This is a genomic window from Amycolatopsis sp. lyj-90 (assembly GCF_046549035.1).
In the GTDB taxonomy this organism is placed as follows: domain Bacteria; phylum Actinomycetota; class Actinomycetes; order Mycobacteriales; family Pseudonocardiaceae; genus Amycolatopsis.
On the sequence record NZ_JAJPWP010000013.1, the window covers coordinates 56183 to 68781 of the forward strand.

Here is a 12599-nt window from a genome sequence, read left to right on the forward strand (position 1 = left end):
CGCACTAGAGTTCAACCATCACGTTGATCAACCCAACGGTTGAATAACCCGAGAGAGAACGATGGCCGACCTGACGATCACCCGCCTTCTCGACGCGCCCCGCGAGCTCGCTTTCCGGGTGTGGACCGATCCGGACCATCTCGCCTGCTGGTGGGGCCCGGCCGGGTTCACCGCCGAGTCCTGCACGGTCAACCTCACCGAGGGCGGCCGGTGGCGGATCTGCGTCAGCGACGGCGAGACCGAACTGTGGGCCTCGGGCGTCTATCACGAGATCGTGCCGCCGGAGCGGCTGGTCTTCAGCTTCGCCTGGGAGGAACCGGCAGGAGCGCGGGGTCACGACACCCTGGTCACGGTCCTCCTCGCCGAACGTGGCGGCAAGACCGAAATGACCTTCCACCAGGCGATCTTCGAGACGGTGGTGGAACGCGACGAACACGTCGACGGCTGGCAGTCCTGCTTCGGCCGGCTCATCGCTTATCTCGACGAGCTGCGCTAACGCACTTCCTGCAGCACCTCACGAGCTCGCGCCACTCCGTCCTCCTCACGCAGCCGGGCGCCGACGTACTGCGCCCCGCGACGGAACAGCAGATTGCCGGACAGCTCCAGCAGACGCGTGGTCAAGGCGTCCGCGGTGAGCTCCCGTAACGGCAGCGGCCGCGGTCCGGCGCCGAGCCGCGACACCCGGTCACCCCAGAAGGGCTGGTCGGAGAAGACCGGGCAGACCAGCGCCGGGACGCCCGCCCGCAGCGCCGCGGCGGTCGTGCCCGCGCCGCCGTGATGCACCACGGCGGCGGTCCGCGGGAAGAGCCACGCGTGCGGGACGTCCTGCACCGTCAGCAGATCATCGTCGTCGGACCCGGCATCGGTGCCGAGTAGCCCCCGCAGCCCCACCCGGCGCAGCGCCGTGCGGACGGCGGCGAACGTCCGCTCCGCCTCCGACGGCCGCATGCTGCCGAATCCGACGTACACCGGAGGCGGCCCCGAAGCGAGGAAGTCGCGCAGGCGCGGGTCCGGCCGCCACCCGGAGGGGGTGTCGAGGAACCAGTACCCGGTGACGTGGACCCTGGCGGGCCAATCCTTCGGCCGGGGCACCACGGCGTCGGAAAACCCGCACAGCACCGGGGTTTCCTTCCGCCGGGGTCCGCGCCGGCCCGCCGGGGGCAGCCCGAGCGACCGGCCGCGCCAAAGGTCCACCTCGGGCCGCAACACCTGCCAGGCGACGGTATCGACGGCGCGGAAGCTCAACTGCCGCCCACAGGGCCCGAGCCTGCCCGCCCACGGCAGCAGCGGATGCGCGAACTTCCGGGTCGGCACGCTGGGCTGGTAGTGCAGTTCGACGTCGGGGACGCCGAGCGAGGCGCCCAGATGCGCGCCGAGGAAACCCAGCGTCGGGGCGAGGACGAGGTCCGCGCCGGACGCTCCTTCGTGGACATCGGCGAGCAGGCGTTCCAGCACCGGTGCCAGCGCGCCTCGCAGTCCGCGCAGGAACGTCGCGGGATTGCGGCCGCCCTCGGTCCATTCACGCCCGCCGTCCGAACCGAGGACTTCACTGGGATCGGCCGAAAGCGGCGCGAACTCCAGCCCGTATCCGGTCACCAGCTCCCGGAACCTCTCGGCCGCCAGCACTCGCACCCGATCGCCCTCGAGACCGCGCCCCAAGGCGATGCACGGCTGGACGTCGCCCCGCGAACCGGGAGCGACGATCACGACCAGCCGGGTCACCGTTTGGCCGCCGTCAACCGGTAGCGGAGGCGGAAGGGCAGATTCGCCAGCGCCGCCGCGATATGCGCGTCCCGGCCGACCAGGTACCGCGGCGCGGGACGGCGAGCGGTCAGCGCGTGGACCACGACCCGTGCCGCGCGCTCGGGCGGCACCCCTGCGCGCGCGGACCGTTCCGCGCTCCGTTCGGCTTCGTCCAGTTGTGCCGCGTACCTTTCCCGCGCGGCTTCCGGCAAAGCCGCGCGGACCTCCTCCGCGGCGGCGCGGGCACGGGGCCAGATCGAGGTGGCGACAGCGCCGGGCTCGACGAGGACGACCCCGATCCCGGACGGGGCCAGTTCGGCGCGGAGGCTGTCGGTCAAGCCGACCAAGGCGAACTTCGACGTGTGATAGGGCCCGACCATCGGTCCGGCGATCCGCCCGCCCATCGACCCGACCGTCACCACCCTGGCGGCGGGCTCGGCGCGCAGCGCGGGCAGCATCGCCTGCGTGACGGCGAGCTGCCCGGTGACGTTGACCTCCAACTGCTGCCGGAAATCCTCGAGCGGGACGTGTTCCAGCGGTCCGGGCCGGGCCATCCCCGCGTTGTTCACCAGTCCCCGCAGCGGTCCCGCGGCCGCGACCTTCTCTCCGCACGCCGTGATCGACGCCGCGTCCCGGAGATCCATCCGCAGCACGGTGACCGCTTCGCCGTGGGTGCGGGCGAGTTCCGTTTCGTCCGCGTCGGTGCGCACGCTGGCCCAGACGTGGGCGCCCCGCCGGACGAGTTCGGTCACGCAGGCGCGGCCGATCCCGCTCGAAGCCCCGGTGACCACAAAGGACGGACGGGTCACGACGCCTCCCCCGCCTTCACCGGCGCGGCGAGCGCGCGCAGCATCCGAGGCCAGGTCTTGTGCAGCTGGTCCTGCCAGTACGCCCAATGGTGCGTGCCCGGCCCGTAGAAGTCGGTCGTGACCGGGACACCGAGCCGATTCAGCCGGTCCGCCATCGCGGTGGTCTGGCCGGAGCACAGGAACTCGAGCAGCATCGCGCCCGGGAGCACGTCGATCGGGAGCTTGCCGTCGTACGGTCCCGGCAGGCCGTTGCCCGTCGACAGGTACAGCTCGGTGCCGCGCAGGCGGTCTGCGTTCACCAGCGGATCGTGCGCGTCCCAGCGGGACGCCTCGCGACGCCGGTCACCCCAGAGCGCTTCGGGGTCCTGCCGGGCCGAGGCGACGATCGCGCTGGTCAGCAGTTCGCCGTACGGACCGGTGGGGTTGAGATTGCCGCTGAACGACCCGGCGAACCGGAACACCCCCGGCCGCCGGGCGGCGAGTTCCACCGCGCCGTAGCCGCCGAGCGAGAGCCCGGCCGCCACCCGCCGCCCGTCCCCGCGATACGCGCGGTCGATCAGCTGCGGGACCTCGACCGCGGTGAACGTCTCCCACTGATTGAGCACGACGTCCTTGCCGTGATTCCACCAGTCGGAAAAGAAGCCCGCGGAACCGGAACCCGGCATCACCACCAGGGCGCCGGACTCGTCGGCGAGCTTCCGGATGTCGGTGTTGGCGGTCCAGCCGCGATAGTCCTGCAGCCGGGTCTCCCCGGCGAGCAGGTACACCGCCGGCCACTTCTTCTCCGGTTCGGCGTCCCATCGCGACGGCAGGATCAGCCGGACCATCGCGTAGCTCCCGACGCCGACCGAGCGCACGGTGAGGTCCAGCATCCGCGGGTCACCGTCCACAGTGGTCTGGGCGACGACGTGCGAGCCGTCGTCGGCGCGGGCGTCCGGGACACCGCTCTCGGCCCTCGCCGGGGCGATGGCGGCGCCGGGCAGCGAGCACGTCACGGCCGTCAGCAGCGCGACGGCGCGCAGCCGCCTCGAAGTATTGCGCATACGTAATCCTTTGTCCCGGTCGTTCGATCGAATCCGAAAATGTGACGGCGATTACCCGCGAAAGAAATCCGGAGTGCCGACACGTTAAGCGGAAGAACCCCTTCCAGGCAATTGTCCTGCCCAAAATCCGGGAGGACAATGTGAATGCCAGGGAAACAAGAAATGCCCCCGCCTCCCCCATCAGGGTGACCCGGCGCTCACGGACGGTGAGCGACAGTGGCACGGGAGTACCAGACTGCCTCGCGCACCAGCGAAAACCTCGGAAGCCGCAGGTCACACCTAGTACACGAAGGACATTTACGTTCTCTTGATACCTTCCGGTATTCGATTTCCCGTCGTAGCCTTCGTCGTGCCGCCCGGGTTCGGCGTCCACTGACGCAACCCCGGCGCCTGTGTCCCACCGAAGGGACCGCGACCCCATCAGGACCCTTCCGAAAGGGCTATTCATGACTGCCCGAATTCGCGCGCTCGTCGTCACCACCGCCGCGTTGGCCACTATTTCCGGCGTACCCGGAGAATCGATTCAGGCGGCCGCGGCGCCACCTTCTCCCGCCGTTCCGCCCGCGGCCCTGCTACCGCCGGAGACCGTCCCGCACGCGTCCGCGCGCGACGGCTTCGACCTGGCCACGGCACTGTCCACGCCGGACCGTGAGGAGAGCCGGATCGACGTCGGCGGCTGTGAGGACGTCGTCCACGGCAGGCTGATCGGCACCGGCGCCACCGGCCAGGGCTTCCAGTCCGCGGTGCCCGGCGGTCAGGTGTCCGAGCTCGTCGCACGCACGACGAACCCGCCCGACCTGACGGCCTGGGCCGCGCAGGCCGCGCGGTGCTCACAGGTGACGGTCGACGACGCAGCCGGTACCGCGGTGTCGACCGTCACCGTCCAGCCCGCGCCCGCCGTCACGGGCGCGAAAACCCTTTCCTACCAACAACTCCTCACGCTCCCCGGTCAGCCCCCCGAGCTGCCCGGACTGCGTCTGCGCACCGTCGCCATCGCCGCCGACGACGTACTGGTCGTGCTTCGTGACGCCGGGACCACCGGCCTCGATCTCGACGCCCTCGCCGTCGCCGCCTGGCAGCACGCCGCCGGACCGCTCGGCCGCTGAACCCTCGCACAACCCCCGCCGAACCCCGAGGAGACGCCATGTCCCTGGCCCCCGAAAACCTGCCCGCCACGGCCGGCACCACCCTCCCCGCCTGCCTCCGGCATTGGGCGGACGTCGACGGCGACCGGCCCGCGCTGACCTTCGCCGACTTCGCGACCGATCGCGCCGGGCGGCGGAAGACCCTCACCTGGCGGCAGCTCCAGGAGCGCGTCGACGCCGTCGCGGGCGCGCTGCCCGTCCGGCCCGGCGACCGGGTGGCCGTGCTGTGCCCGCAGAGCGCCGAGTACGTCGTCGCCTTCCTCGGCGCGATCACCGCGGGCGCGATCGCGGTGCCACTGTTCGACCCAGGGCTGCCCGGGCACGCCGGGCGCCTCGCCGCGGTGCTGACCGACTGCTCCCCCACCGCGGTCGTCACCACCGTCGCGGCCGAGGACGCGGTCCGCGAGTTCCTCGCCGGTCTCCCCGGCGGTGACGAGGTCGCCGTCATCGCGGCCGACCGGCCCGCCGAAGGCCCGGCCCGCGCATGGCCCGCGCCGGACGCGACGCCGGACGACGTGGCGTACCTGCAGTACACCTCCGGCTCGACCCGCAGCCCGGCGGGCGTCGTGCTGACCCACGCGAACGTGCTGGCCAACGTGAGCCAGGCGGTGCACGGACTCGGCATCGCACCGACGGGGACCACCGTGTCGTGGCTGCCGCTGTTCCACGACATGGGTCTCGTGCTCGGCCTGATCACCCCGCTGGCGATGGGCATGCGGTCGGTGCTGATGGATCCGCTGGCCTTCATCGAACGGCCGGTGCGCTGGCTGGAGCTGCTGGGCGACCACAACGGCAGCTGGAGCGCGGCGCCGAACTTCGCGTTCCACTATTCCGCGAGCCGGGTGCGCGAAGAGGACCGCGCCAAGCTGCGCCTCGACCGCGTCGCCGCGATCGTCAACGGCGCGGAGCCGATCAACCCCGACGTACTCGACCGGTTCCACGCCGCCTTCGCCGATTCCGGGTACACGCCGGACAAGACCCGGCCCTCCTACGGTCTCGCCGAGGCGACCGTCTTCGTCACCACCGGCCCCGGAACTCCCCCGCGCGTCACCACGTTCGACCGCGCCGACCTCGGGACGGGCACGGCACGGCAGTCCGGCGACGGTCTCCGGCTGGTCGCCTGCGGTGTCCCGGTGGGCCAGCACGTCGCGCTGGTCGACCCGGAAACCGGCGTCGCGCTCGAAGACGGTTCGGTCGGCGAGATCTGGGTCCACGGTCCCAACGTCGGCACCGGGTACTGGCAGAAGCCCTTGGAGAGCACCGAGACCTTCGGCGCCCGGCTGACCGGCGAACTCGGCGGGCTCCCGGAGGGGCCCTGGCTGCGCACCGGGGACCTCGGCGTCCGGTACGACGGCGAGGTCTACATCGCGGGCCGTATCAAGGACCTGCTGATCGTCGACGGCCGCAACCACTATCCGCAGGACGTCGAAGCGACGGCGGCCTCGGCCGACCGCGACATCCGCCCGGGCAGTGTCGCCTCGTTCGCCGTCGCAGGCACCGACACCGAAGCCGCGGTCGTCGTCGCCGAACACCGCGGCCACACCGCGCTGACCACGGACGACGAGCGGGCCCTCGCCGCGTCGATCCGGCGGCTCGTTTCCGACGCGCACGGCCTTTCGCTGCGCGACGTCGTGCTCGTCCCGGCGGGCCTGGTCCCGCGCACCTCCAGCGGCAAGATCGCGCGCAGCGCGTGCCGCGACCGCTACCTCGCCGGCGACTACGGAAAGGCCCTGGTGCGATGAGAAACCCGACGCTCGACACCCCCGCCCTGCGCCGCTGGCTGCTCGGCACCGTCGCCGAGCACACCGGCGTGGACCCGGCCCGGCTCGAAGCCGACCGCCCGCTCAGCGACTACGGCCTGTCCTCCCGTCAGGCCGTCGGCATCGCGGCGGAGCTCGAAGACCTGCTCGGCACCCCGCTCCCGGCCACCCTGCTGTGGGAGAGCCCGACCATCGACCACCTCGCCCGCTCCCTCACCGGCGGCGCCGAACCGGAACCGGAGCCGACGGGCACGGACCGCCGCCGGACCGACCCGATCGCCGTCGTCGGCCTGGGCTGCCGCTGGCCGGGAGCGAACGGACTCGACGAATTCTGGGATCTCCTGCGCAGCGGGCGGGACGCCGTCCGGACCGCGCCGCCGGGCCGGTGGAGCGCCGACGCGGCACCGGTCGTCGGCGGTTTCCTCGACGACGTCGCCGGTTTCGACGCCGACCACTTCGGCATCACCCCGCGCGAGGCGTCCACAATGGACCCGCAGCAGCGGATGCTCCTGGAAGTCACCTGGGCCGCGCTCGAACACGCCGGGATCGCCCCGGCCTCCTTGCGCGGCAGCCGGACCGGCGTGTTCACCGGGATCTCCACCCACGACTACGGCCACCTCACGATGGCGGGCGGCGGGGTGGACCTGTGGACGGCCACCGGCGCCGCCGGGAGCATCTCGGCCAACCGGCTGTCCTACGTCTACGACCTGCGCGGGCCGAGCATGGCGGTGGACACCGCCTGCTCGTCTTCGCTGGTCGCGGTGCACCACGCGGTGCGCGCGCTGCGCGACGGCGAGGCCGATCTCGCCTTGGCGGGCGGGGTGAACCTCATGCTCCTGCCCGGACCGACGGCCGCGTTCGCCGCGGCCGGTCTCCTCGCGGACGACGGCCGCTGCAAGACGTTCGCCGCGGACGCCGACGGCATCGCGCGCGCCGAAGGCTGCGGCGTCGTCGTGCTCAAACGGCTGGCGGACGCCGAATACGACGGCGACCGGGTGCTGGCGGTGATCCGCTCCACCGCGGTCAACTCCGACGGCCGGTCGCAAGGACTGGCGGCGCCGAACCCGATCGCCCAGCAGGACATGCTGCGCACGGCCTACCACGGCGCCCGGCTCGATCCGTCCACTGTGGACTACGTCGAAGCACACGGAACCGGCACTTTGCTCGGCGACCCGATCGAGGCCCGCTCGCTCGGTGCCGTTCTCGGCAGGGACCGGCCCGCCGACGCCCCGTTGCTGATCGGCTCGGTGAAGACGAACATCGCGCACGCGGAGGCGGCCGCGGGGATCGCCGGGCTGATCAAGGTCGTCCTCGCGATGACCCACGACGAACTGCCGCCCCAGCTGCACTTCGCCGCACCCAACCCGCACATCCCGTTCGACGACCTGCGCCTGAAGGTGGTGACCGAACCGACGGCGTGGCCACGTCGTTCCGGCCGCGCCACGGCGGGGGTGTCCGCGTTCGGGTTCGGCGGGACCAACGCGCACGTCGTCCTCGAACAGGCCGCGGCGCTGGAGCCGGCCCAGGAACGCGCGGACGTCCGGATCGGGCTGCTCTCCGCCCGCACCCGCGACCGCCTCACCGAACGCGCGACGCAGCTGGCGAACTGGCTGGAGTCCTCGGCCACGCCGTCGCCTTCCCTGGCCGATGTCACCCACACGCTGTTCCGGCGGGACAACGGCGGGCCGCACCGCGCCGCCGTCGTCGCCGGGGACACCGCCGAGCTCGCGGTCCTGCTGCGTGCCGTCGGCACCGGTGCCGATCCGCTGCCCGCCGGCGCGGTCGCGGGCAGCACCCGGACCACCGACGGACCGGTGTTCGTGTTCTCCGGTCACGGCTCCCAATGGCCGGGGATGGGACGCGGGCTGCTGGCCGCCGAGCCCGCCTTCGCCGCGCAGGTCGACAAGCTCCACGACCTGTTCACCGAGCACACCGGCCGATCGCTGCGCGCCCTGCTCACCACCGGGAATTCCTTGTCCCTTCCCGAAACCCAGACGGCGATCTTCGGGATCCAGGTCGCGCTGGCCGCCCAGTGGGAGGCGCTCGGGGTCCGGCCCGCGGCCGTGATCGGGCACTCGCTGGGTTCCGCGGCCGCCGCCGTGGTGAGCGGTGTGCTCACCCCTGACGAGGCCGTCCACCTGGTCGCGACCCGTGCCCGGCTCCTGGGCACCATCGGCCCTGGTGGAGCGATGGCGGCGGTCGAACTGGCGCCGGAGGAACTGGAGCTGTACCCGGACATCGAACTCGCCGTCGAATCCGCGCCGGGCCAGCTGACCGTGGCCGGGGACGCGACCGTCCTCGACCTGCTCGTCGCCGAACTCGAGGCCGCCGGGCTGACCGCGCGACTGCTGCCGGTCGAGGTCGCCGGGCACTCCGTCCGGGTCGACCCCGTCCTGCCCGCGCTCCGGGAAGCACTCGTCGAACTGGGCGGCCGCCGCCCGACGGTCCCTTGGTACGACACGGTTCTGGCCGATCCGCGGGACCTGCCGGACTTCGACGCCGGGTACTGGGCCACGCACCTGCGCCGTCCGGTGCGGTTCCGGCAGGCCGTGGCGGCCGCCGCCGCAGACGGGCACCGCGTCTTCGTCGAGCTGTCGCCCCACCCGATCCTGCGGGGTTCGGTGGCGCGGACCCTCGAAGGCGAGGGGATCCACGACGCCGTCGTCACCGGGACCCTGCGGCGAGGCCAGGACGAGGTCCGTGCCCTGGGCGCAGCCGCGGCCGAGCTTTACTGCGCGGGGACCCGGATCACCCCCGCCGACCCGGACGACGGTGCCCGCCTGGTCGACGTCCCGCCGATGCCGTGGCGGCACGAACGGCACTGGTACACCACCGCCGGGGAGGCGCCGTCGTTCGCCGCGCGGGTGACCGAACCCGAGCCCGCGCACAGCGGAGGCGGTGATCGGCTGACCGAGATCGTCGCCGCGGTCATGGGCCTGCGACCCGAGCGCATCGACGCCGACGTCCCGCTGGTGGAACTCGGACTGGATTCCCTGATGGCGAACCGGATCCGGGAGGCCGTCCGCCGGGAGTTCGGCACCGAACCCGACGCCGTCAGCGTGCTCCGGGGTGCAACTCTCGCCGACCTCAGCCGCGATCTCGCGCCGCGCGAAGACGAAGAGCCGCTTCCGGCCCGAGGCCGGGCTTGGGACGCGGCGGACCGCCTCGTCCTGCGTCTCTGGCAGGAGCACACCGGGGCCGACCCGGGCGGCACGCACGTCCGGCTGACCGAGACCGGCACGCCGGATCGGCTGGCCGAACTGCTCGCCAAGGGGCTCAGCACCGAACTCGCGACCCCTGTCGACGCCGCGGAACTCCTGCGGCACGACTCCCTCGCGGCCATCGCGGACGTCGCCCGCGCCGTCCTCGACACGAGGGAGGAGAAGGGACCGGTGCACGTCCTCGCTCCCGGCGACACCGGCGTCGCGCCGCTGCTGCTGTTCCACCCTGGTGGCAGCACGTGCACCGTGTACCGGCCGCTGCTGGACAGGCTGCCCACGGCGGTGCCGTGCGTCGGATTCGAACGCGTTCCCGGTGTCAGCATCGAGGAACGCGTCGAGCACCTGTTGCCGCTGGTGCGGGCGCACCGTCGCGACCGGCCGTACCGGCTGGCGGGCTGGTCGTTCGGCGGGGCGCTGGCCTACGGCGTCGCCGCACGGCTCGCCGAGGAAGGCGAGGAGGTCGAGTTCGTCGCGCTGATCGACACCATGCTCCCGCTCCCGGAACCGGACCTCGACCCGCGGGCGTCGTCCGCCCGGCGATTCCTGCGGTTCACCGGTTACGTCGAGGGGACCTACGGCCGCGAAGTCCGGCTCGGGCACGAGGAACTGGCGCCGTTGCCGGAAGAGGAGCAGATCGACCTGACCATGCGGCGGGTCGCCGAAGCCGGTTTGCTCAGCCCCGGCGTACTCCGGCACCAGCGTCAGTCCTTTTTGGACACGCTGGCGGCCGAACGCGGCACGCCCCGCCGCTACGACGGCCGGGTCGTGCTCTACCGGGCTGTCGAACAGTACGCGGCCGGGTTGGCGATGGAACCGAGGTATTCCCGCACGGACCTCGCGGCAGGCTGGGCGGAGCTGTGCCCGGAACTGGAGATCGTGCCGGTCGAGGCGCATCACCTGTCGGTGGTGGACCCGCCTCATGTCGATGTCGTGGCAAGGCATCTGGCGGGACTCCTGTGACCACGGCCCGGGCCGGGCGAGCGGTCGACCGCGCCTGGCCGCTGCTGGCGGTGCTCGGCGCCGGGCTCTTCCTCGTGGCGGTCGACGCGACCGTGCTGCACGTCGCGTTGCCCGACCTCGTCCGGCAGTTGCGGCCGGGCGCGGCGGCGCAGGTGTGGATCGTGGCGATCTACCCCCTGACCGCCGCGCCGCTGCTGCTGCCGTTCGGCACCCTCGGCGACCGGTACGGGCGGCAGCGCGTGCTGGTCACCGGGTACGTCGTGTTCGGGATCGCGTCGCTCGGGTGCGCGTTCGCGCCGAACGTCCCGGTGCTGCTGGCTTTTCGCGCTCTCCTCGGCTGCGGCGGCGCGATGATCATGCCGGTGACGATGTCGCTGCTCCGGGAGCTCTTCCCGGAGCAGCGCCACCGCCGCACGGCGATCGCGGTGTGCAGCGGGATCGCCGGTACCGGCTCGGTGTTCGGGCCGATCCTCGGCGGGGTGCTCGTCGAGACGTGGGGCTGGCGCGCCACGTTCCTGCTGAATCCGCCGGTGATCCTGGCGGCGGTGGTGCTGGCCCTGCGGTGGCTCCCCCGGAATCCGCCGGGGCAGCGGCCGTGGGACGCGACCAGCGCCGCCCTCGCGGCGGGCGGTGTCCTCGGGATCGCGTTCGCCGTCGGGCATCCGGGCTCCTGGCCGACGGCCGTCGCTTCGGGCGTCACCGGCTGTGTCCTCATCGGACTGTTCCTGCGCCGTCAGCGCCGGACCGATCCGCCACTGCTGGACCTCGCCCTGTTCGCCCTGCCGGGGGTACGCGCCGCGGTGGGTGGGGTCCTGCTGGTGATGAGCACGCTGGTCGGGCTCGGGCTGCTGTTCGCCCAATACCTCCAAGTGGTGCTCGGTCTCTCCCCGACGGCGGCGGCGACCCGGCTGCTCCTGGTGCTGGGCGCGTCCGCCGTCGGCAGCGTGGTGACCCCCTCGCTGCTGGGGCGCTTCGGCAACGCTCGCGTCCGCACGGCCGGGTTCGCCGTCACCGCGGTGTCGTTGCTGGTCCCGGCGGCGGGATCGGCCGCGCTGACGTCACCGGTGCTGCTCGGCGCCGGCCTGACGGGAATGGGGCTGGGGATGGCGTTCGCGCTCACGTCGAGCACCGACACTCTGCTTTCGGCGACCTCCGCGGACCAGGCGGGTGGCGCCGCGGCGGTGGAGAAGACGGGCTACGAGCTGGGCGCGGGTTTCGGGACCACGCTGTTCGGCTCCCTCGCGGCGGCGGTGTACGCGGCGCACCTGGCGGTTCCGGCCGGGGTACCCGAACCGGCGCGGCAGCTCGCGCTTTCGGGACCCGCTCAGGCCGAGGCCGCGGTCTCGGGACTTCCGTCGCATGTGGCCGACGAAATGCTCGGAGCCGCGAAAGCCGCCTGCACCGTGGGACTGCAGGTGTCGGCGGCCGTCGCTTGCGGACTCTTCCTGGTGGCCGTCCTCGTCAGCGCGGGCGCGCCTCGTCGGTGAACTGCTCGGCGAACCCGCCGATCGGCGGGATCTCCTGGATGACGTCGATCAGCACACCGTTGGGGTCCGCGACGATGAGGTGCCGCTGCCCGAACTCCTCGCTGCGCAAAGAAAGCGCCTCGGGCAACCCCGCTTCCCCGACCAGCCGCCGGTGTTCGGCGTCGACGTCCTCGACCTCGAAGTTCAGCAGCAGTCCCTGCACGGGTTTGCCCGCGCCGCCGGGGATGGTGCCGTGCCCCGGGGCGAGGATCGCGAGCTCCCACTCCCCGCGTTTGAGGCTGACGTACCAATCGGCCTCGAAGGTGAGCTCGAAGCCGAAGTGCTCGCGGTAGAAGTCCCGTGTCTCAGCGATCTTCTCGGTCATGAGAACGGGATAGAAGCTGGTCAGACGCATGATGCCGCCTTGTCTCGCAAACAATACCGACCGTCGG

The 12599-nt window shown here is 72.4% G+C and carries 9 protein-coding genes; 5 read left to right on the plus strand and 4 right to left on the minus strand.

Annotated elements, in window-relative coordinates:
- Positions 1–61: 61 nt before the first annotated feature.
- A complete protein-coding gene (locus ACLJPX_RS37990) occupies positions 62–496 on the plus strand; it encodes an SRPBCC family protein (protein WP_410605127.1) in 435 nt (144 codons plus the stop codon).
- Here ACLJPX_RS37990 and ACLJPX_RS37995 read toward each other — a convergent pair.
- From ACLJPX_RS37995 to ACLJPX_RS38005, 3 genes are read right to left on the minus strand one after another with little or no spacing between them, the layout of a single operon-like run.
- Positions 493–1722 (minus strand): glycosyltransferase, encoded by a 1230-nt coding sequence (locus ACLJPX_RS37995; protein WP_410605128.1) that lies wholly within the window; start codon positions 1720–1722, stop codon positions 493–495. The two genes, ACLJPX_RS37990 and ACLJPX_RS37995, sit on opposite strands and share 4 nt — an antisense overlap.
- Positions 1719–2552: an SDR family NAD(P)-dependent oxidoreductase gene (locus ACLJPX_RS38000; protein ID WP_410605129.1), complete on the minus strand. Its 834-nt coding sequence runs from the start codon at positions 2550–2552 to the stop codon at positions 1719–1721. The genes ACLJPX_RS37995 and ACLJPX_RS38000 overlap by 4 nt, the downstream gene beginning before the upstream one ends.
- Complete coding sequence (locus ACLJPX_RS38005) at positions 2549–3595, minus strand: alpha/beta hydrolase (protein ID WP_410605130.1); 1047 nt, start codon at positions 3593–3595, stop codon at positions 2549–2551. Before ACLJPX_RS38005 ends, ACLJPX_RS38000 begins: the two co-directional genes overlap by 4 nt.
- Positions 3596–4041: 446 nt before the next feature.
- Here ACLJPX_RS38005 and ACLJPX_RS38010 point away from each other — a divergent pair, with 446 nt between their 5' ends.
- From ACLJPX_RS38010 to ACLJPX_RS38025, 4 genes are read left to right on the plus strand one after another with little or no spacing between them, the layout of a single operon-like run.
- Positions 4042–4701 carry a hypothetical protein gene (locus tag ACLJPX_RS38010; protein ID WP_410605131.1) on the plus strand — a complete coding sequence of 220 codons (660 nt, stop codon included), beginning with the start codon at positions 4042–4044 and terminating at the stop codon, positions 4699–4701.
- Positions 4702–4739: 38 nt separating this feature from the next.
- Positions 4740–6482 carry a fatty acyl-AMP ligase gene (locus ACLJPX_RS38015; RefSeq protein ID WP_410605132.1) on the plus strand — a complete coding sequence of 581 codons (1743 nt, stop codon included), beginning with the start codon at positions 4740–4742 and terminating at the stop codon, positions 6480–6482.
- A complete protein-coding gene (locus ACLJPX_RS38020; protein WP_410605133.1) occupies positions 6479–10681 on the plus strand; it encodes a beta-ketoacyl synthase N-terminal-like domain-containing protein in 4203 nt (1400 codons plus the stop codon). The genes ACLJPX_RS38015 and ACLJPX_RS38020 overlap by 4 nt, the downstream gene beginning before the upstream one ends.
- Positions 10678–12168: an MFS transporter gene (locus tag ACLJPX_RS38025; RefSeq protein ID WP_410605134.1), complete on the plus strand. Its 1491-nt coding sequence runs from the start codon at positions 10678–10680 to the stop codon at positions 12166–12168. The genes ACLJPX_RS38020 and ACLJPX_RS38025 overlap by 4 nt, the downstream gene beginning before the upstream one ends.
- Here the strand turns inward: ACLJPX_RS38025 and ACLJPX_RS38030 are convergent.
- The gene (locus ACLJPX_RS38030; RefSeq protein WP_410605135.1) at positions 12143–12562 is read right to left on the minus strand and encodes a VOC family protein; all 420 of its coding nucleotides are present in this window, start codon (positions 12560–12562) and stop codon (positions 12143–12145) included. The genes ACLJPX_RS38025 and ACLJPX_RS38030 overlap by 26 nt on opposite strands.
- Positions 12563–12599: the final 37 nt, after the last annotated feature.

What these genes read in the sequence shown, in the direction of transcription:
- ACLJPX_RS37990 (WP_410605127.1), top strand. Translation starts at nt 62, where the DNA reads ATGGCCGACCTGACGATCACCCGCCTTCTCGACGCGCCCCGCGAGCTC.
- ACLJPX_RS38005 (WP_410605130.1), bottom strand. Translation starts at nt 3,595, where the DNA reads ATGCGCAATACTTCGAGGCGGCTGCGCGCCGTCGCGCTGCTGACGGCC.
- ACLJPX_RS38010 (WP_410605131.1), top strand. Translation starts at nt 4,042, where the DNA reads ATGACTGCCCGAATTCGCGCGCTCGTCGTCACCACCGCCGCGTTGGCC.
- ACLJPX_RS38015 (WP_410605132.1), top strand. Translation starts at nt 4,740, where the DNA reads ATGTCCCTGGCCCCCGAAAACCTGCCCGCCACGGCCGGCACCACCCTC.
- ACLJPX_RS38020 (WP_410605133.1), top strand. Translation starts at nt 6,479, where the DNA reads ATGAGAAACCCGACGCTCGACACCCCCGCCCTGCGCCGCTGGCTGCTC.
- ACLJPX_RS38030 (WP_410605135.1), bottom strand. Translation starts at nt 12,562, where the DNA reads ATGCGTCTGACCAGCTTCTATCCCGTTCTCATGACCGAGAAGATCGCT.